Origin of the sequence: Pseudomonas sp. xss_4, assembly GCF_043104125.1 — a bacterium.
Lineage (GTDB): Bacteria > Pseudomonadota > Gammaproteobacteria > Pseudomonadales > Pseudomonadaceae > Aquipseudomonas > Aquipseudomonas parafulva_B.
In genome coordinates this window covers 1-19,844 of the sequence record NZ_JBICKJ010000065.1, presented here as the reverse complement: position 1 = coordinate 19,844, position 19,844 = coordinate 1, and the positions used below count along the sequence as shown (strand labels likewise).

Genomic DNA, 19,844 nt, shown 5'->3' with positions numbered 1-19,844 from the left:
GGGTTTTTCATGACGCGCTACATATTCGTCACGGGCGGTGTTGTTTCTTCATTGGGGAAAGGCATTGCCTCGGCTTCCCTGGCGGCCATCCTGGAGGCGCGGGGCCTGAAGGTCACCATGCTCAAGCTGGATCCGTACATCAACGTCGACCCAGGCACCATGAGCCCGTTCCAGCACGGTGAAGTATTCGTCACTCAGGACGGCGCCGAGACCGACCTGGACCTGGGTCACTATGAGCGGTTCATCCGCACCACCATGACCCAGAACAATAACTTCACCACCGGCCGCGTCTACGAGCACGTGCTGCGCAAGGAACGCCGTGGTGACTACCTGGGCGCGACCATCCAGGTCATCCCGCACATCACCGATGAAATCAAGCGCCGCATCATCAAGGGTGCAGGCGATGCCGACGTGGCCCTGGTCGAGATCGGCGGCACCGTGGGCGACATCGAGTCCCAGCCATTCCTCGAAGCCATTCGCCAGCTGCGCGTGGAAGTAGGCTCCAAGCGCGCGATGCTGATGCACCTGACGCTGGTGCCTTACATCGCCACCGCCGGTGAAACCAAGACCAAGCCGACCCAGCACTCGGTCAAGGAGCTGCGCTCCATCGGCCTGCAGCCTGACGTGCTGATCTGCCGCTCCGATCATCCTGTCGATGCATCCTCGCGCCGCAAGATCGCCTTGTTCACCAACGTTGAAGAGCGCGCGGTGATTTCGCTGGAAGACGTCGACACCATCTACAAGATTCCAGGTGTCTTGCATGCCCAGGGCCTGGACGACTTCGTCGTCGAGCGTTTCGGCCTGCAGTGCACGGGTGCCGACCTGTCCGAGTGGGACAAGGTGGTCGACGCCAAGCTCAACCCGGAGCATGAAGTCACCATCGCCATGGTCGGCAAGTACATGGAGCTGCTCGATGCGTACAAGTCGCTGATCGAAGCGATGAGCCACGCGGGCATTACCAACCGCACCAAGGTCAACCTGCGCTACATCGATTCCGAAGACATCGAGAACCAGGGCACCAGCCTGCTCGAAGGCGCCGATGCCATCCTGGTCCCCGGTGGTTTCGGTCTGCGCGGTGTCGAAGGCAAGATCACGGCGGTGCAATACGCCCGTGAGAACAAGGTGCCGTACCTGGGTATCTGCCTGGGCATGCAAGTGGCCGTCATCGAGTTCGCCCGTAACGTGATGGGCTGGAGCGACGCCAACTCCACCGAGTTCGATCGCGATAGTGGTCATCCGGTCGTCGGCCTGATCACCGAGTGGGCAGACGCCACCGGTGCGGTCGAAACCCGCAGCGAGGCGTCCGACCTGGGCGGCACCATGCGCCTGGGTGCTCAGGACTGCCAGCTGGCTGCAGGTTCCAACGTGCATGCGTGCTATGGCAAGGACATCATCACCGAGCGCCACCGTCACCGCTACGAAGTGAACAACAACTTGCTGCCGCAACTGGTGGACGCAGGTCTGGTGGTTTCCGGTCGTTCCGAAGACGGCGCCCTGGTCGAGGTGGTGGAGTCCAAGGACCACCCCTGGTTTGTCGCCTGCCAGTTCCACCCGGAGTTCACCTCCACCCCACGCGATGGCCACCCGCTGTTCAGTGGCTTCGTCAAGGCGGCGCTCGCCCAGAAGAACAAGGCCTGATCCATGCCCCAGAAGATCATCCGCGTCGGTCATATCGATATCGCCAACGACAAGCCATTCGTCCTGTTCGGTGGCATGAACGTGCTGGAATCCCGCGACCTGGCCATGAAGGTGTGCGAAGAGTACGTGCGGGTTACCGAAAAGCTCGGTATCCCGTATGTGTTCAAGGCCAGCTTCGACAAGGCCAACCGGTCCTCGGTCACCTCCTACCGCGGCCCTGGCATGGAAGAAGGCCTGAAGATCTTCGAGGAGATCAAGCGTACCTTCAACGTGCCGGTGATTACCGATGTGCACGAGCCTTACCAGGCCGAGCCGGTAGCCAAGGTCTGCGACATCATCCAGTTGCCGGCTTTCCTGTCGCGCCAGACCGACCTGGTGGTGGCGATGGCAAAGACCGGCGCGGTGATCAATATCAAGAAGGCCCAGTTCCTCGCACCCCAGGAGATGAAACACATCCTGACCAAGTGCGAAGAAGCCGGTAATGACCAATTGATCCTGTGCGAGCGTGGTTCGAGCTTCGGTTACAACAACCTGGTCGTGGACATGCTCGGCTTCGGTGTCATGAAGCAGTTCGAATACCCGGTGTTCTTCGACGTGACCCATGCCCTGCAGATGCCGGGTGGTCGTGCCGACTCCGCTGGCGGGCGCCGCGCTCAGGTGACCGACCTGGCCAAGGCTGGCATGAGCCAGGGGCTGGCAGGGCTGTTCCTCGAAGCTCACCCCGATCCGGACAACGCCAAGTGCGACGGCCCGTGTGCCCTGCGCCTGGACAAGCTGGAGCCATTCCTGGCTCAGCTCAAGCAACTGGATGACCTGGTGAAAAGTTTTCCGACGGTAGAAACCGCGTAAAGCACTTTTCTCGGGTAAAGTACCGTCCGATTCACCCCTGACCACTCGGTCAGGGGCTCCCTTCGCCGGGCCTGCCACAGCATCCTCGTCCGGTGAACGGCAAGAATTTTCTAAGCTGCGTTGTTTTCGTCAATTCTGGAGTGCTTACAACAATGGCAAAAATCGTCGACATCAAAGGTCGTGAAGTTCTCGATTCGCGTGGCAACCCCACCGTGGAAGCCGATGTACTGCTCGACAACGGCATCATCGGCAGCGCGTGCGCGCCGTCCGGTGCTTCCACCGGCTCGCGCGAAGCGCTGGAGCTGCGTGATGGCGACAAGAGCCGTTACCTGGGCAAGGGTGTGCTGAAGGCTGTCGCCAACATCAACGGCCCGATCCGCGACCTGCTGCTGGGCAAGGACCCTTCCGACCAGAAGGCCCTGGACCACGCCATGATCGAGCTGGACGGTACCGAGAACAAGGCCAAGCTGGGCGCCAACGCGATCCTGGCCGTGTCCCTGGCGGCTGCCAAAGCGGCTGCCCAGGATCAGGACCTGCCCCTGTACGCCCACATTGCCAACCTCAACGGCACTCCAGGCCAGTACTCGATGCCGGTACCGATGATGAATATCATCAACGGTGGCGAGCATGCCGACAACAACGTCGATATTCAGGAGTTCATGGTCCAGCCGGTGGGTGCCAAGACCTTCTCCGACGGCCTACGCATGGGGACCGAGATCTTCCATCACCTCAAGGCCGTGCTCAAGGCCCGTGGCCTGAACACTGCTGTCGGTGACGAAGGCGGCTTCGCCCCTAACCTGGCCTCCAACGAAGACGCTCTGGGCGCCATCGCCGAGGCCGTCGAGAAAGCCGGCTACAAACTGGGCACCGACGTGACCCTGGCCCTGGACTGCGCCGCCTCCGAGTTCTATGAAGACGGCAAGTACAACCTGTCCGGCGAAGGCAAATCGTTCGACGCCGAAGGCTTTGCCGACTACCTCAAAGGCCTGACCGAGCGCTTCCCGATCATTTCGATCGAAGATGGCCTGGACGAGTCCGACTGGGCTGGCTGGAAGATCCTCACCGACAAGATCGGCGAGAAGGTGCAGCTGGTCGGTGACGACCTGTTCGTGACCAACACCAAGATCCTCAAGGAAGGCATCGAGAAGGGCATCGGTAACTCGATCCTCATCAAGTTCAACCAGATCGGCTCGCTGACCGAGACCCTGGAGGCCATCCAGATGGCCAAGGCCGCCGGTTACACGGCCGTGATCTCCCACCGCTCGGGTGAAACCGAAGACTCCACCATCGCCGACCTGGCCGTGGGTACTGCGGCCGGACAGATCAAGACGGGCTCGCTGTGCCGCTCCGACCGCGTGTCCAAGTACAACCAATTGCTGCGCATCGAAGAGCAACTGGGTGCCAAGGCGGTTTACCGTGGCCGTACCGAGTTTCGCGGCTAAGCAAGAGATGGTAAAAAGACAGCAGCCGGAGCTGTAGGAACGTTCGTACCGTAACTTCCTACGTTCCATCGGGTTTCTGTCTGAGAAGCCTGGCCTAGGCCAGGCTTCGTGCTATCTGAGACCCTGAACCAACAGGGTTTTTCAACCTGGATATCTTGATGCGCAGTCCTTATTGGTTGTTCCTGGTTCTGCTTCTGCTGCTGGGCGGCCTGCAATACCGTTTGTGGGTAGGCAATGGCAGCCTGGCGCAGGTGGCCGAGCTCAAGCAGCAGATTGACGAGCAGCATGCCGAGAACGAGCGGCTGCTGGAGCGTAACCGTGTGCTCGACGCCGAAGTGCTGGAGTTGAAAAAAGGCATGGAAACCGTCGAAGAGCGTGCCCGCCACGAGCTGGGCATGGTCAAGGAAGGCGAAACCCTCTTTCAGTTGCCCCAGAAATGAGTGAACGCTTGCCGGCCTTCTGGGCCGTGATTCCTGCAGCGGGTGTGGGCGCTCGCATGGCTGCCGATCGTCCCAAGCAATACCTGGAGCTGGCAGGGCAGACCATCATCGAGCACAGCCTGGCGTGTTTTCTCGACCACCCCTCCCTCAAGGGGGTCGTGGTCAGCATCGCTGAACACGACCCGTACTGGCCCGGCCTTCGGTGCGCCAGCGACCCGCGCATCCGCCGGGCTGCCGGAGGGCGCGAGCGTGCTGATTCGGTGCTCAATGCCTTGCTGCTGTTGCATGCCCAGGGCGCGGAAGATGATGACTGGGTGTTGGTGCACGACGCGGCGCGGCCCAACCTGGCACGCAGTGACTTGGACAAGCTGCTGGCTGAATTGGCAGATGATCCGGTGGGCGGCCTGTTGGCCGTACCTGCCCGTGACACGCTCAAAAGGGCCGACGGCCACGGGCGCGTCAGCGCCACGGTTGACCGCAGCACCATTTGGCAGGCCTATACACCGCAGATGTTCCGTTTGGGGGCGCTGCATCGGGCACTGGCCGAGTGCCTGGTGTCGGATGTGGTGGTGACCGATGAGGCTTCGGCCATGGAATGGTCCGGTCAATCGCCACGGCTGATCGAGGGCCGCAGTGACAACCTCAAGGTTACGCGCCCTGAAGACCTGGAGTGGCTGCGCCAGCGCTGGAGTGGGAGACGTTGACCTGGGCCATTCACCTCGCCCGTGATTGAATCAGGCTGCCAGCGCCCGCCATTGTGGCTGAGCGCCGGTCATGCCCGATACTCCGGCAGACCTGCCAGGCCCTCTTTCAGATAGTCCACCAGGCGCCGCACTTTGGGCGACAGGTGCCGCTGCTGCGGGTACAAGGCCCACACCGCCGTATTGGGAGGTTGGTGGGCTTGCAGCAGCGGGACCAAAGCACCGCTGTGCAGGTGTTCGAGCACGTAGTAATCCGGCAGTTGGCACAAGCCGATGCCTTGAAGCGCCGCGTCCAGCACCGCCTGGCCGCTGTTGCACCGCCAGTTGCCCTGAACGCGCTGGCTGATTTCACGCCCCTCCATTTGCAACGCCCACACATCCGAACTGCCTATCAGGCAGTTGTGCCTGGCCAGTTCCGACAGGCTGTGCGGCCTGCCGTAGCGCGCCAGGTAGCCTGGCGAGGCGCACACGTACATGCGCCGGGGTGCCAGGCGCGTCGCGATCAGGCGCGAGTCGGCCAGGCGACCGAGGCGGATGGCCAGGTCCATGCCTTCGTGCAGCAGGTCCAGGGTCTGGTTGCTCAGTTCGACGTCCACCCTCAACTGCGGGTACAACGCCATGAAACGGGTGACCAAGGGCACGATGAAGCGCTCGCCATAGGCCACGGCGCACGTCATGCGCAGCAGCCCCTTGGGCTCGCTGGCCAGATCGCCCATCGCCCGCAGCGCTTCCTCGCGCCCGTCCTGCAAGCGCTGGCAGTGCTGCAGAAACGTCTGGCCGGCCTCGCTGAGCGTGACTTTTCGTGTGCTGCGATACAGTAAGCGCGTCTGTACGCGTTCTTCCAAGCGCGCTATCTGCCGGCTTACATGGGAAGAGGACACGCCCAGCCGTTGCGCTGCCGCCGTGAACTGCCCCAATTCGGCCACGGCAACGAATTCATCGATGCCCTCCCAGCGGTTATTCATGATTATCCCTGCACGGCAATAATGTTTTGTCTTTCACCGGATTATTCAACAATTGCGGGTGAAATACACTGTCTGCCGATTTCATTCACGTATCTGGAGACCCTGCGATGATCAAATCCCGCGCTGCCGTAGCTTTCGAAGCCAAGAAACCCTTGGAAATTGTCGAAGTCGATGTGGCCATGCCCAAGGCGGGCGAGGTGTTGCTGCGCGTGGTCGCCAGCGGCGTGTGCCACACCGATGCCTATACCTTGTCCGGTGCTGACCCGGAAGGCATCTTCCCGTCGATCCTCGGCCACGAAGGCGGCGCCATCGTCGAAGCCGTGGGCGAGGGCGTGACCTCGGTGGCGGTGGGTGACCATGTGATTCCGCTGTATACCCCTGAGTGTGGCAAGTGCAAATTCTGCCTGTCCGGCAAGACCAACCTGTGCCAGGCCATCCGCGCCACCCAGGGCAAGGGCCTGATGCCCGACGGCACCACGCGTTTCTCCTACAAGGGTCAGCAGTTGTTCCACTACATGGGCACCTCGACCTTCTCCGAATACACCGTGTTGCCGGAAATTTCGGTGGCCAAGATCCAGAAAGAGGCGCCTTTGGAGAAGGTCTGCCTGCTGGGCTGCGGCGTGACCACGGGTATTGGCGCAGTGCTGAACACCGCCAAGGTACAACCGGGTGATACTGTCGCCGTCTTCGGGCTGGGCGGCATTGGCCTCTCGGCCATCATCGGTGCGGTCAAGGCCAAGGCCTCGCGCATCATCGCCATCGACATCAACCCGGCCAAGTTCGAAATCGCTCGCCAACTGGGCGCTACCGATTGCATCAACCCCAAGGAGTACGATCGCCCGATCCAGGAAGTGATCGTCGACCTGACCGACGGCGGCGTGGACTTCTCCTTCGAGTGCATCGGCAACGTGCAACTGATGCGTGCCGCCTTGGAGTGCTGCCACAAGGGCTGGGGCGAGTCGGTGATCATCGGTGTCGCCGGCGCCGGTCAGGAAATCGCCACCCGGCCGTTCCAATTGGTCACCGGGCGCGTCTGGCGCGGTTCGGCCTTCGGCGGCGTGCGTGGCCGCAGCGAATTGCCGAGCTACGTGGAAATGTCCGAAAAGGGCGAGATTCCGCTGGATACCTTCATCACCCATACCATGGGCCTGGAGGACATCAACAAGGCCTTCGACCTGATGCACGAAGGCAAGAGCATTCGCAGCGTCATCCACTTCTGAGGCTTGCCATGACCCTGGACAACATTTCCTGCCAGAAGAGCTTCGGCGGCTGGCACAAGCGTTACCGCCACACCTCCAAGGTGCTGGGTTGCGACATGGTCTTCGCCGTCTACCTGCCACCTCAGGCCGAGCAGGGCGAGAAGCTGCCGGTGCTGTACTGGCTTAGCGGCTTGACCTGCAACGACGAGAACTTCATGCAGAAGGCCGGCGCCCAGCGCCTGGCCGCAGAGCTGGGGCTGATCATCGTGGCGCCCGACACCAGCCCTCGCGGCGAGCAGGTACCCGGCGATCCTGACGGTGCCTGGGACTTTGGTCTAGGTGCTGGCTTCTACCTCAACGCCACGCAGCAACCCTGGGCTCAGCACTACCGCATGCATGATTACGTGGTGCAGGAACTGCCGGCCCTGATCGAGGCGCATTTCCCCGCCTCGGGCGAGCGCAGCATCAGTGGGCACTCCATGGGCGGGCACGGCGCCCTGGTCTGCGCATTGCGCAACCCCGGCCGCTATCGCTCGGTGTCGGCGTTTTCGCCGATCTGCAACCCGATGGATTGCCCTTGGGGCGAAAAGGCCTTCAGCCGCTACCTGGGTGAAGAGCGCACCCGTTGGCGCGAGTGGGATGCCAGCGTGTTGCTGGCCGAAACCCCGTCGGGGCAGTGCCCCCCGTTGCTGGTGGACCAGGGCGATCGCGACGACTTCCTCGAAAAGCAGCTCAAGCCTGAGGCCCTGGAGCAAGCGGCGCGCAAAGGCGGTCATGAGCTGACCCTGCGCCTGCAGCCTGGCTACGATCACAGCTACTACTTCATCGCCAGCTTCATCGAGGAGCACCTGCGCCACCACGCGGTAGCCCTGGGACGGGTGTAGCCGTAGGGCAGCCAGCCGGCGACGTTCGCCGGCTCTGCACCTTGGCGTGGCAAATGCAGGTAGAATCACGCCCTGACTCATTCAGGGCGTTTTCTTATGCGTATTGGCCACGGCTACGATGTGCACCGGTTCTGCGACGGTGATTTCATTACCCTGGGCGGGGTGCGTATCCCCCACAAGTTCGGCCTGCTGGCCCATTCCGATGGTGACGTGCTGCTGCATGCCCTGAGCGATGCATTGCTCGGCGCCGCCGCACTGGGTGATATCGGCAAGCACTTCCCCGACACCGATCCGCAATTTAAGGGCGCCGACAGCCGCGTGCTGCTGCGTCATGTGCTGGATGTCGTTCGGGCCAAGGGCTGGCAAGTGGGCAACGTCGACGCCACCATCATTGCCCAGGCGCCGAAGATGGCACCCCACATCGAGGTCATGCGCCAGCGCATCGCCGACGACCTCGCGGTGGGCCTCGACCAAGTCAACGTCAAGGCCACGACGACCGAGAAGCTGGGCTTCGCCGGGCGTGAGGAGGGGATCGCCGTGCACGCGGTTGCCCTGTTGCTGCCGGCATGACCGAACTGGATCTGTTGGGCCCAAGGGCATCGGGGCAAGCCCTGGGCACGGCTGTGCTCAAGGCCGTTGCCGAAGATTTTCAGGTCGACGAAGTGCTTGATATCCCGCTGTCTGGCCAAGGCGAGCACCTGTGGCTATGGGTGGAAAAGCGTGAGCTCAATACCGAGGAAGCGGCCCGCCGCCTGGCCAGGGCCGCCGGCGTGCCTGCGCGCGCCATCAGCTACGCCGGGCTCAAGGACCGTCAGGCCTTGACCCGCCAGTGGTTCAGCCTGCATTTGCCGGGCAAGGCCGACCCAGACCTGTCGCGGGCCGAGGATGCCAATCTGCGCGTGCTCAAGCAGATGCGCCACCAGCGTAAATTGCAGCGCGGCGCGCATTCGTCCAACGGCTTCACGCTGCGCCTGACCCAACTGGCAGCCGATCATCAGGCTGTCGATGCGCGCCTGGCCCAGCTCAAGGCGAACGGTGTGCCCAATTACTTCGGTACCCAGCGCTTCGGGCATGCCGGCGGCAACGTGCATGACGCCCTGGGTTGGGCCGAGCGCCAGGCCTTGCCTGAGCAACGTAACGTTCGCTCGCGCCTGCTTTCAGCCGGTCGCAGCTACCTGTTCAACCAGGTGCTGGCCGCACGGGTAAACGATGGCAGCTGGACCCGTGCGCAAGTGGGCGATCTGCTGGCGTTCACCAACAGCCGCAGTTTTTTCCCTGCTGCTGAGGCCGAATGCGCCGATCCTCGCCTGGCTGTTCTCGACCTGCACCCTACAGGCCCTCTGTGGGGCGAGGGTGATTCGCCAGCCGGCGGTCGAACCGGGGCGTTGGAGAATTCGATCGGGGCCGCCCAGCCCGCGCTGTGCCAGTGGTTGGCAAAGGCGGGCATGGATCACGAACGGCGTATTCTGCGGCTCCCTATTACTGGCCTTACGTGGCATTATCCCGAGCCTGATATCCTGCAACTGGAATTCGTCCTTCCGGCCGGATGCTTCGCCACCGTCGTGGTGCGCGAGGTGGTGGATCTGGTGTCGGCAGGGCAGACGGACAGCCCATGCGTATTCTGATTTCGAACGACGACGGTGTGACCGCACCAGGCATCGCCGCGCTGCACGCTGCGCTTGCCGATTACGCGCAGTGCACGGTCATTGCACCTGACCAAGACAAGAGCGGCGCCGGCAGCTCACTGACGTTGGATCGGCCGCTGCACCCGCAGACGCTGGCCAACGGCTTCATAAGCCTCAATGGTACGCCGACCGACTGCGTGCACCTGGGGCTGAACGGTCTGTTGCCGTACACCCCGGACATGGTCGTGTCGGGCATCAACCTGGGGGCCAACCTGGGCGATGACGTGCTGTACTCGGGTACGGTGGCCGCAGCGCTGGAGGGGCGCTTCCTGGGCGGTACGTCGCTCGCGTTCTCGCTGCTTTCGCGCCAACCGGACAACCTGCCGGCCGCGGCTCATATCGCCCGTCGTCTGGTCGAGGCCCAGTCGCGCCTGGCGCTGCCGCCGCGTACCGTCCTCAATGTCAACATACCCAACCTGCCGCTCGAGCGCATTCGTGGCATCCAGCTGACGCGACTCGGTCATCGCGCGCGGGCTGCGGCACCCACCAAGGTGGTCAACCCGCGTGGCAAGGAAGGCTACTGGATCGCAGTTGCCGGTGATGCCGAGGACGGCGGGCCGGGTACTGACTTCCATGCGGTGATGCAAGGCTATGTTTCCATCACCCCGTTGCAGCTTGACCGAACCTTCAACGACGCCTTCGAGCAGCTCGATGGCTGGCTGGAGGGCTTGCTTTGATGCGTGAGGACGATATGTTGCGTCGGGGCATCGGCATGACGTCCCAACGCACCCGCGAGCGCCTGATCCAGCGGCTGTGCGAGGAGGGCGTGTCCAGCCCCCAGGTGCTCGATGTGATTCGCCGCACGCCACGCCACCTGTTCGTGGACGAGGCACTGGCCCATCGGGCCTATGAAGATACCGCGCTGCCCATCGGCCACAACCAGACCATTTCGCAACCGTTCATGGTGGCGCACATGAGCGAATTGCTGCTGGAGGCGGGCCCGCTGGATAAGGTGCTGGAGATCGGCACGGGCTCGGGCTACCAGACCGCCGTGCTGGCGCAATTGGTCGAGCGGGTATTCTCGGTCGAGCGCATCAAGGTTCTGCAGGACCGGGCCAAGGAACGCCTGGTGGAGCTGAACCTGCGCAACGTGGTGTTTCGTTGGGGCGATGGTTGTGAAGGGTGGCCGGCACTGGCCCCCTACAATGGCATCATCGTCACCGCCGTTGCGCCGGAAGTGCCCCAGGCGCTGCTCGATCAACTGGCGCCGGGTGGGCGGATGGTGATTCCAGTAGGATCACCTGGTGAGGTGCAGCAGTTGATGCTCATCGTACGAGAAGAACACGGGTTCTCACGCCGCGTACTCGGAGCGGTACGCTTCGTGCCCCTGCTCAATGGGCCGGTGGCCTGATTCATCGGGGCATCGACGGGCTATTTTTGCACCTGCGTCGAATTCTTGCAGGATCGACCTGTCTATCTGGCGGTGCACACACGTTGCGCGAGTGTGTTGCAGCCGCCTGCCAAGACCGGCGAGCTTCGTTATAATTGCAACAATATTGCATTCTTGTCTTGAAACGTTTTCGGCACCATGAGGGGAGCGCGGGTGGGTCACACAGTCTTTCGGCAGCGCAAGGACAGCTCGGGTCTCAGGCTCTTGGTGCTGGTACTGGCCATGGGCACACTGCTGGTGGGGTGTTCGAGCTCTGGCAGCAACAGTGCGCGTGTCGTCGACCGCAACAGCAGCGCGCCCAAACGGCCGACCGTGACCTCCGGTCAGTATGTGGTCAAGCCAGGCGACACGCTGTTCTCCATCGCGTTTCGCTACGGTTGGGACTACAAGGAGCTCGCGGCACGCAACGGTATCGCCCCGCCGTATACCATTCGCCCTGGCCAGCCGATTCGCTTCAGCAGCGGGGCCTCGGGCAGCACCACCGTGGTGGCCAGCCCGTCCTCGTCCAGCCGGACCACGGTAACCCGCCGTCCTGTAGGTGCCACGGCATCTACCCCTGCCACGACCACCAAGACCGTTACCACATCCAGCTCGGCGAGCACGCCAGTGGTCGCTACCGTGCCTGCGGCCGAGCGTGCGGCCGGTGGCTGGACCTGGCCAGCGAACGGGGTTTTGATCGGCAAATTTGCTTCAAACGGTAGTTTGAATAAAGGCATTGATATCGCCGGTGATTTGGGACAGCCTGTTTTTGCTGCGGCCAGTGGATCAGTGGTGTACGCCGGGAGTGGTTTGAGGGGCTACGGCGAGCTGATCATCATCAAGCACAGCGATACCTATGTCAGTGCCTACGGCCACAACCGCAGGCTCTTGGTACGGGAGGGGCAGCAGGTCAAGGCAGGGCAGTCGATTGCTGAAATGGGGTCTACAGGCACAGATCGGGTGAAGTTGCATTTCGAAATTCGCCGCCAGGGCAAACCCGTCGATCCTCTCCAGTTCCTGCCACGCCGTTGATTGTTGTTTCCAGTCTGTTCCGCTGACATGGAGGGGACAGGCTCAAGCGCTGCCAGGGAGACAGGCGCCGCTCGAGTCTGAGTTCGAACTCAGCAAAGGACTATAACAATGGCTCTCAGCAAAGAAGCGCCGGAGTTTGACATCGACGATGACGTTCTACTCATGGAGACGGGCATCGTTTTGGAAACGGATGTGGTGTCAGACGAACCTGCTGTACCTTCGGTTCGGACCAGGGCCAAATCAGGCTCTTCGCTTAAACAACACAAGTACATCGATTACAGCCGGGCGCTTGATGCGACTCAGTTGTACCTCAACGAGATCGGCTTTTCGCCCCTGCTTTCGCCGGAAGAAGAAGTGCACTTTGCGCGCTTGTCGCAAAAGGGCGACCCCGCTGGCCGCAAGCGCATGATCGAAAGCAACCTGCGCCTGGTGGTGAAAATCGCGCGCCGCTACGTGAACCGAGGGTTGTCGTTGCTCGATCTGATCGAGGAAGGCAACCTGGGGCTGATTCGCGCGGTGGAGAAGTTCGACCCTGAGCGGGGCTTTCGTTTCTCGACCTACGCCACCTGGTGGATTCGGCAGACCATTGAGCGGGCGATCATGAACCAGACCCGCACCATTCGCCTGCCCATCCATGTAGTCAAGGAACTCAACGTTTACTTGCGCGCGGCGCGCGAGCTGACCCAGAAGCTGGACCACGAGCCTTCGCCGGAAGAGATCGCCGCCTTGCTCGAGAAGCCGGTTGCCGAGGTCAAGCGCATGCTGGGTCTCAACGAGCGGGTTTCCTCCGTGGACGTGTCCCTGGGCCCTGACTCGGACAAGACGCTGCTCGACACTCTGACGGATGATCGACCCACAGACCCGTTCGAGCTGCTGCAGGACGATGACCTGTCGCAGAGCATCGATCAGTGGTTGGGTGAACTGACCGACAAGCAACGTGAAGTGGTGGTGCGCCGGTTCGGCTTGCGTGGGCACGAAAGCAGTACGTTGGAGGACGTCGGTCTGGAGATAGGCCTGACCCGCGAGCGGGTGCGGCAGATACAGGTCGAGGGGCTCAAGCGGCTGCGTGAGATTCTGGAAAAGAACGGCCTATCCAGCGAGTCGCTTTTTCGTTAGTCCCGGGTTTTGCGCTGCGTTCAGAAACGCCCCAATAAAAAGGGGCGTTTTTGCGTCTGGGGTTTGAAGAACCATGCCATCGACGAGCCTTGCGCGGTCAGAGGCGTTCGTACCGGTTTGCAGTTTCACAGGCGCATTCAGCACTGTGCTCACAGTGGCAGTTCGGCCTGTAAGCATTTGCTTACTCGTTACGTAAGCTGTTGAAGGGTGTAGCAGTAAACCAATGTCGTTTTCAAAAGCAATAGCTTCTTAACTCATTGAAAATATTGAAGTATTTAGATATGTGAAAGTTTGTAGGCCGCAACATCCTGTGAGGAGGACTCGTTGCACATCCCGCTCAGGTCGCTAGTATTCGAACTGTGCACAGGGACACGCACAGGCACTCAGGAAGAGAGCCAAGGACATCGCAAGAAGCGATTTCATCAGGACGATGTACAGGACAAGCAGGGACTACGGAAAAAATGTGGGCGGGTCGAACCGCCCCTTTTTTTTGCCTTTTTTTTGGGTTCTGAGGCCTTTGATCCAAGCGCATACTGCACAGCGCTTGGGAACGGCTGTATCAGAAGCCAGCGTGGCGGCGGTCACATTTGCATCACTGGTCTTTCGCGCTACAGCAAAAAGGCCCTTGCGGGCCTTTTCGTTTGTTCACGCGACGTTAGCGCTGCAAGTCGGCAATCTTGCCTGGCTTGCCGTCCCACTCCTCAGCATCAGGAAGTGCATCCTTGCGCTCGGTGATGTTGGGCCAGATCTCAGCCAGTTCGGCGTTCAACTCGATGAAGTTCTCCATGCCCGATGGCACTTCGTCTTCCGAGAAAATGGCTTGTGCCGGGCACTCTGGTTCGCACAGTGCACAGTCGATGCACTCATCCGGGTGGATGACCAGGAAGTTCGGGCCTTCGTAGAAGCAGTCCACCGGACAGACTTCCACGCAGTCGGTGTATTTGCATTTGATGCAGTTGTCGGTGACGACGAAGGTCATTTCTAGTTCTCTCCTCAGGCGACGGCGGCGGCCCTTCCTCTCAGGCCGCGCGGTTTGCGGGTTTTGGCTGCAGGCCAGGCTAATAACCGTGCAGTACCAGCAAACCGCGGCGGATTCTACCAGCTTGTCATGGCTGCCGTTATAACAGGTTCTTTAGTTGATATAGCATTTCGATAGCTTGGCGCGGTGTCATGTCATCGAGCTGCAGCTTGCCCAGCTTCTCGATCGCCGGGTGGGGCAGGCTGGCGAACAAGTCGCTCTGGTGCGGCACTTGCGGTGCATCCTGCGCTTTCGGGACCTGGGTCGAGTCGTGTGGCAGGCTGGTGGTTTCCAGGCGCGACAGGTGCTCCCGAGCGCGCTGGATGACCACCGCCGGTACACCTGCCAGTTGCGCGACCGCCAGGCCATAACTCTGGCTCGCAGGCCCTGGCAGCACGTGGTGCAGGAATACGATGCGGTCGTTGTGCTCCGTTGCATTGAGGTGCACGTTGGCCACCAGCGGCTCACTGTCGGGCAACACGGTCAGTTCGAAGTAGTGGGTAGCGAACAAGGTGTAGGCCCGCAGGCGCGCCAGGCGTTCGGCTGCTGCCCAGGCCAACGACAGGCCATCGAAGGTGCTGGTGCCGCGGCCTACTTCGTCCATCAGCACCAGGCTGCGGTCGGTTGCGTTGTGCAGGATATTGGCGGTTTCGCTCATTTCCACCATGAAGGTGGAGCGCCCCCCTGCCAGGTCGTCGCTGGAGCCAATGCGGGTGAAGATGCGGTCGACCACCGACAGCTCGCAGCGCGCCGCTGGCACGAAGCTGCCGATATGTGCCATCAGCACGATCAGTGCGGTCTGGCGCATGTACGTGGACTTACCACCCATGTTCGGCCCGGTGATGATCAGCATCCGGGTGCTGTCGTCCAGGCCCAGGTCGTTGGCCACGAACGGCGTGGTGAGCACCTGCTCTACCACGGGGTGACGTCCCTGCTCGATGCGCAGGCACGGTTCTTCAACGAAGCGTGGGCAGTTCAGGTCCAGGTTCAGGGCCCGCTCTGCCAGGTTGCTGAGTACGTCCAGTTCAGCCAGGGCGGCGGCACTGTCCTGCAGTGGCGCCAAGTGGCTGATCAGGGTCTCGAGCAGCGCGTCGTAGAGCATCTTTTCCCGGGCCAGGGCGCGGCTCTTGGCCGACAGCGCCTTGTCCTCGAACGCCTTGAGTTCCGGGGTGATGAAGCGCTCGGCGCCCTTGAGGGTCTGCCGGCGGATATAGTCGACCGGTGCCTGTTCGGCCTGCTTGGAAGGCAGCTCGATGAAATAGCCATGCACACGGTTGTAGCCGACCTTGAGGTTGGCAAGGCCGGTGCGTGCCTTCTCACGTGCCTCGAGGTCGATCAGGAACTGACCGGCGTTCTCGCTGATGGCCAGCAGCTCGTCGAGCTCGTTGTCATAGCCAGCCTTGAGCACGCCACCGTCACGGATTACGGCTGGCGGGTTGTCGACCACCGCACGCTCCAGCAGGCTGGCCAGCTCCGGGTAGGTGCCGGTGATCGCGGCCAGGCGTGCAAGGTGCGGCGCCTCAAGCTCGGTCATGGCATTTTGCAGCTCGGGCAGGGCACCCAGTGCGTCACGCAGGCGCGCCAGGTCGCGTGGGCGGGCATTGCGCAGGCCGATACGGGCCAGGATGCGCTCGATGTCGCCGATTTCCTTGAGCTGGGGCTGCAGCTTTTCGAACCGGTAGCTGTCGAGCAGGCAGCGGATCGAATCTTGGCGGGCCTGTATGACCTTGAGGTCGCGCAGCGGGCGGTTCAGCCAGCGGCTCAACAGGCGGCTGGCCATGGCGGTCTGACAACGATCAACGACTGATTGCAGAGTATTGTCGCGCCCGCCTGCCAGGTTGACGTCCAGCTCCAGGTTGCGGCGGCTGGCACCGTCGAGAATGACTGTGTCGTCCAGCCGCTCGTGACGCAGGCTGCGCAGGTGCGGCAACGCCGTGCGCTGGGTTTCCTTGGCATAGGCCAGCAGGCAGCCGGCGGCGCCGATGGCCAGGGTCAGCTTGTCACAGCCAAAGCCCTTGAGGTCCTTGGTGGCAAATTGTTGGCAGAGCGCCTTGCGCGCCGAGTCGCGGTCAAAGTCCCAAGGCGCTCGGCGGCGCGCGCCGGGGCGTTTCTCGGCAGGCAGGTCGCGTGGCCAGTCATCCGGGATGAGCAGCTCGACCGGGTTGAGGCGGTCCAGTTCGGCCAGCAGGGTTTCCCAGCCTTTGATCTCCTGCACGCCAAAGTGACCGCTGGTGATGTCAAGCACGGCCAGGCCAAACAGACGTTCGTCGCCCAGCAGCGCTGCGATCAGGTTGTCGCGGCGTTCATCGAGCAATGCCTCGTCGCTGACGGTCCCTGGCGTGATGATGCGCACCACTTGGCGCTCGACCGGCCCCTTGCTGGTGGCCGGGTCGCCGATCTGCTCGCAGATGACAACCGATTCGCCCAGCTTGACCAGCTTGGCCAGATAACCCTCGAGGGAGTGAAACGGCACCCCGCACATGGGGATGGACTGGCCGGCGGACTGACCGCGCGCGGTCAGGGTGATGTCCAGCAGGCTGGCGGCCTTTTTCGCATCTTCATAGAAGATCTCGTAGAAGTCGCCCATGCGATAGAACATCAGCTGGTCAGGATGCTGGTTTTTCAGCTTCCAGTACTGCTGCATCATTGGGGTATGTGCGGAGAGATCGGACATGGTCGGCCTACAGCGGGTGATCTGGTTGGCGAGGGTAAACCGGCAATGGTACAGGCTTTTTCGGTGCGATGCAGGCGCCGAACGCCGCGCATGTCCACCCTGGGCGCTGCGGCTGAGGCTTGGAAAACCTGAACGTTTGCCCGGCCAGCCTCTCTATTGGGGTGATAGGGTAGTGGTCAGTCTTCAAGGAGCTTTCGCATGGACCCGATTACCACACTCGCCACTCGCCTGGGTGACCACCTGCAGCGCCTGGGGGCACAGGTGAGCACTGCCGAATCCTGTACCGGCGGCGGCATTGCCGAGGCCATTACCCGGATCGCCGGCAGCTCGGCCTGGTTCGAAGCCGGCTACGTGACTTACTCCAACCGGCAGAAAACGCGTCAGCTCGGGGTGCCCGAGGCGCTGTTCAAGCATGTGGGCGCGGTAAGCCAGGAGGTGGTCGAGGCCATGGTCGCGGGCGCGCAGCAGGCCAGCGGCGCCCGCTTCGCCGTAGCAGTCAGCGGGGTGGCCGGCCCTGGCGGCGGTTCGGCTGACAAGCCCGTAGGTACCGTGTGGCTGGCTTGGGGCGATGGGCAGCGGGTCGTCAGCGTGCGTCGTCAGTTCGAAGGCGACCGCGAGGGCGTGCGGCACCAAACCGTCGTCGCCGCCTTAGAAGGCTTGTTACAGCTTGGCACCGGTTAAATCGAAATCGGGGGTTTGCTCGGACGCTCGCCTGTGGAATAATACTGGCTACTTATACAGTTATCCGGCCATCAGGGCCAAGTCGAACACGTGAGGATTTCAATGGACGACAACAAGAAGCGCGCCTTGGCTGCGGCCCTGGGTCAAATCGAACGTCAATTTGGTAAGGGCGCCGTCATGCGCATGGGCGACCATGAGCGCCAGGCCATCCCTTCCATTTCCACCGGCTCCCTGGGGCTGGACATCGCGCTGGGTATTGGCGGTCTGCCGAAAGGCCGTATCGTCGAAATCTACGGCCCGGAATCGTCAGGTAAAACCACGCTTACGCTCTCGGTCATCGCCGAAGCCCAGAAAAGTGGCGCCACCTGTGCGTTCGTCGATGCCGAGCACGCCCTTGACCCCGAGTACGCCGGCAAGCTGGGCGTCAACGTAGACGACCTGCTGGTTTCGCAGCCCGATACGGGTGAGCAGGCGCTGGAAATCACCGACATGCTGGTACGGTCCAACGCCGTCGACGTCATCATTGTCGACTCCGTGGCTGCCCTGGTACCCAAGGCTGAAATCGAAGGCGAAATGGGTGACATGCATGTGGGCCTGCAGTATGCAGTATTCGGAATCGCAGCATAGTTTTGGTTCACTTAGGAGGTATCCCTTCCCTCACAAGGGATACGCCCTAAGCTAATCAGCAATATTCGATTAATCCTAATTTGAGTGGTCGACGAGAATGGATCAGGCAAAAAACAAAGCGTTGGAAATGGCTCTTTCTCAGATCGAGAAGCAGTTTGGTAAGGGTGCCATCATGCGGCTCGGCTCCGACCGCACAATGGATATCGATGTTGTCTCGACCGGTTCTCTGGGCCTTGACATCGCTCTGGGCGTGGGCGGTCTGCCGCGTGGTCGTATTGTTGAAATCTACGGCCCAGAGTCTTCCGGTAAAACTACCCTGACTCTTTCCGTCATTGCTGAAGCTCAGCGTCAAGGTTTGACCTGTGCATTCGTCGATGCTGAGCACGCCCTTGATCCAATCTATGCCGCCAAACTTGGTGTGAATATCGATGATCTTCTGTGCTCGCAGCCTGACACTGGCGAACAGGCACTTGAGATCGTAGACATTCTGACTCGTTCGGGTGCGGTCAACGTTATTGTCGTCGACTCCGTAGCTGCTCTTGTTCCGAAAGCTGAAATTGAAGGTGAGATCGGGGACTCCCATGTTGGCCTTGCCGCCCGAATGATGTCGCAGGCGATGAGGAAGATTACTGGTAACCTGAAGAACTCCAACACTATGTGTATCTTCATTAACCAGATCCGTATGAAGATCGGCGTGATGTTCGGCAGCCCGGAAACCACCACCGGTGGTAACGCCCTGAAGTTCTACGCTTCGGTACGTCTGGACATCCGCCGTACCGGTGCGGTCAAGGAAGGCGACGAGGTGGTTGGTAGCGAAACCCGCGTTAAAGTGGTCAAGAACAAAGTTGCTGCTCCATTCAGGCAAGCCGAGTTCCAGATCGTTTACGGCCAAGGTATCAGCAAAGCCGGCGAGATCGTTGACCTGGCAGTTTCCAATAACTTCGTTGAAAAGTCTGGCGCCTGGTACTCCTTCGAAGGCAACAAGATTGGTCAAGGTAAGGCCAATACCATGAAGTGGCTGCTGGAAAACAAGCCTACCATGGACAAGCTGGAAGGTATGATTCGCGACAAGTTGATGTCTAAGCCTCAGACTGAAACCTCTGCCAATCTCGCAGCTCTGGAAGAGCCAGCTGACGACTATTGATACCTCACAGCACCTCCAGGTCGCTGCAGGTAGTCGCTAGTTAAGTTGCTGTTCCCCATAAAGCCTAGCTCCCCAGCTAGGCTTTTTATTTCGTGTAAGACTCAATACCTCCCCCTTCAAGGTGAACTACTGTTCGCCTCTCGCCCAGCTTGACTCTAAAAAATCCCCATCGAATTCTTTTGTGATCAAAACAGCTTTCCCCCACCACAATCCAAAACGGATACACTCGTCCTAGGCGATCTGCCATCACCATAATCGGCTTTCGTAACGGACACATCCATGGACTACGCACGCATCAGGGGCAAGGACTCAGGTAAGCATCTGGCCTTTGAGGAACTCGTTTGCCAGTTAGCTCGGCGTGAGCCTCAGGCCGCTGGCGC

18 protein-coding genes and 1 pseudogene are annotated in these 19,844 nt (G+C 61.2%); 16 read left to right on the top strand and 3 right to left on the bottom strand.

What is annotated here, in order from left to right; genetic code table 11:
• Positions 1–9 precede the first annotated feature (9 nt).
• From ACF8GB_RS12005 to ispD, 5 genes are all read left to right on the top strand, one after another.
• Complete coding sequence (locus ACF8GB_RS12005; protein WP_058605313.1) at positions 10–1,638, top strand: CTP synthase; 1,629 nt, start codon at positions 10–12, stop codon at positions 1,636–1,638.
• Between the two features lie 3 nt (positions 1,639–1,641).
• The gene (gene kdsA, locus ACF8GB_RS12000; protein WP_058605314.1) at positions 1,642–2,487 is read left to right on the top strand and encodes a 3-deoxy-8-phosphooctulonate synthase; all 846 of its coding nucleotides are present in this window, start codon (positions 1,642–1,644) and stop codon (positions 2,485–2,487) included.
• A gap of 152 nt (positions 2,488–2,639) precedes the next feature.
• Positions 2,640–3,929 carry a phosphopyruvate hydratase gene (gene eno, locus ACF8GB_RS11995; protein WP_058605315.1) on the top strand — a complete coding sequence of 430 codons (1,290 nt, stop codon included), beginning with the start codon at positions 2,640–2,642 and terminating at the stop codon, positions 3,927–3,929.
• A gap of 158 nt (positions 3,930–4,087) precedes the next feature.
• Positions 4,088–4,369 (top strand): cell division protein FtsB, encoded by a 282-nt coding sequence (gene ftsB / locus ACF8GB_RS11990; RefSeq protein ID WP_023534037.1) that lies wholly within the window; start codon positions 4,088–4,090, stop codon positions 4,367–4,369.
• Entirely contained in the window at positions 4,366–5,073 is a 708-nt protein-coding gene (gene ispD / locus ACF8GB_RS11985) for a 2-C-methyl-D-erythritol 4-phosphate cytidylyltransferase (RefSeq protein ID WP_196125257.1), read from the top strand. Before ftsB ends, ispD begins: the two co-directional genes overlap by 4 nt.
• A gap of 68 nt (positions 5,074–5,141) precedes the next feature.
• On the opposite strand, the gene ACF8GB_RS11980 is transcribed toward ispD, so the two are convergent.
• Entirely contained in the window at positions 5,142–6,035 is an 894-nt protein-coding gene (locus ACF8GB_RS11980; protein WP_078478980.1) for a LysR substrate-binding domain-containing protein, read from the bottom strand.
• 107 nt (positions 6,036–6,142) lie between these two features.
• Here ACF8GB_RS11980 and ACF8GB_RS11975 point away from each other — a divergent pair, with 107 nt between their 5' ends.
• From ACF8GB_RS11975 to rpoS, 8 genes are all read left to right on the top strand, one after another.
• Entirely contained in the window at positions 6,143–7,255 is a 1,113-nt protein-coding gene (locus ACF8GB_RS11975) for an S-(hydroxymethyl)glutathione dehydrogenase/class III alcohol dehydrogenase (protein WP_023534027.1), read from the top strand.
• Positions 7,256–7,263: 8 nt separating this feature from the next.
• Positions 7,264–8,118, top strand: a complete 855-nt coding sequence (gene fghA / locus ACF8GB_RS11970; RefSeq protein ID WP_167339241.1) for an S-formylglutathione hydrolase — start codon at positions 7,264–7,266, stop codon at positions 8,116–8,118.
• Positions 8,119–8,214: 96 nt separating this feature from the next.
• Positions 8,215–8,688: a 2-C-methyl-D-erythritol 2,4-cyclodiphosphate synthase gene (gene ispF / locus ACF8GB_RS11965; RefSeq protein ID WP_058605320.1), complete on the top strand. Its 474-nt coding sequence runs from the start codon at positions 8,215–8,217 to the stop codon at positions 8,686–8,688.
• Positions 8,685–9,743, top strand: coding sequence for a tRNA pseudouridine(13) synthase TruD (truD, locus tag ACF8GB_RS11960; RefSeq protein ID WP_058639508.1), 1,059 nt, complete (start codon positions 8,685–8,687; stop codon positions 9,741–9,743). The genes ispF and truD overlap by 4 nt, the downstream gene beginning before the upstream one ends.
• On the top strand, positions 9,731–10,480 hold the full coding sequence (surE, locus tag ACF8GB_RS11955) for a 5'/3'-nucleotidase SurE (RefSeq protein ID WP_058605322.1): 750 nt from the start codon (positions 9,731–9,733) through the stop codon (positions 10,478–10,480). The genes truD and surE overlap by 13 nt, the downstream gene beginning before the upstream one ends.
• 35 nt (positions 10,481–10,515) lie before the next feature.
• Positions 10,516–11,154: a protein-L-isoaspartate(D-aspartate) O-methyltransferase gene (locus ACF8GB_RS11950; RefSeq protein WP_167339267.1), complete on the top strand. Its 639-nt coding sequence runs from the start codon at positions 10,516–10,518 to the stop codon at positions 11,152–11,154.
• 192 nt (positions 11,155–11,346) lie between these two features.
• Positions 11,347–12,204: a peptidoglycan DD-metalloendopeptidase family protein gene (locus ACF8GB_RS11945; RefSeq protein ID WP_027913895.1), complete on the top strand. Its 858-nt coding sequence runs from the start codon at positions 11,347–11,349 to the stop codon at positions 12,202–12,204.
• Between the two features lie 108 nt (positions 12,205–12,312).
• A complete protein-coding gene (gene rpoS, locus ACF8GB_RS11940) occupies positions 12,313–13,320 on the top strand; it encodes an RNA polymerase sigma factor RpoS (protein WP_023534146.1) in 1,008 nt (335 codons plus the stop codon).
• 655 nt (positions 13,321–13,975) lie between these two features.
• Here the strand turns inward: rpoS and fdxA are convergent.
• A complete protein-coding gene (fdxA, locus tag ACF8GB_RS11935; protein ID WP_023534129.1) occupies positions 13,976–14,299 on the bottom strand; it encodes a ferredoxin FdxA in 324 nt (107 codons plus the stop codon).
• 139 nt (positions 14,300–14,438) lie between these two features.
• The gene (mutS, locus tag ACF8GB_RS11930; protein WP_182138990.1) at positions 14,439–17,012 is read right to left on the bottom strand and encodes a DNA mismatch repair protein MutS; all 2,574 of its coding nucleotides are present in this window, start codon (positions 17,010–17,012) and stop codon (positions 14,439–14,441) included.
• A 198-nt stretch (positions 17,013–17,210) separates the two neighbouring features.
• On the opposite strand from mutS, the gene ACF8GB_RS11925 reads away from it, so the two are divergent.
• The 3 genes and pseudogenes from ACF8GB_RS11925 (at position 17,211) to recA (ending at position 19,464) form a co-directional block, all read left to right on the top strand.
• On the top strand, positions 17,211–17,693 hold the full coding sequence (locus ACF8GB_RS11925; RefSeq protein WP_058639505.1) for a CinA family protein: 483 nt from the start codon (positions 17,211–17,213) through the stop codon (positions 17,691–17,693).
• Positions 17,694–17,795: 102 nt separating this feature from the next.
• Positions 17,796–18,293, top strand: a pseudogene (locus tag ACF8GB_RS11920) (ATPase domain-containing protein); the annotation flags it as partial.
• Between the two features lie 124 nt (positions 18,294–18,417).
• A complete protein-coding gene (gene recA / locus ACF8GB_RS11915; protein ID WP_034048552.1) occupies positions 18,418–19,464 on the top strand; it encodes a recombinase RecA in 1,047 nt (348 codons plus the stop codon).
• The last annotated feature ends 380 nt before the right edge of the window (positions 19,465–19,844 follow it).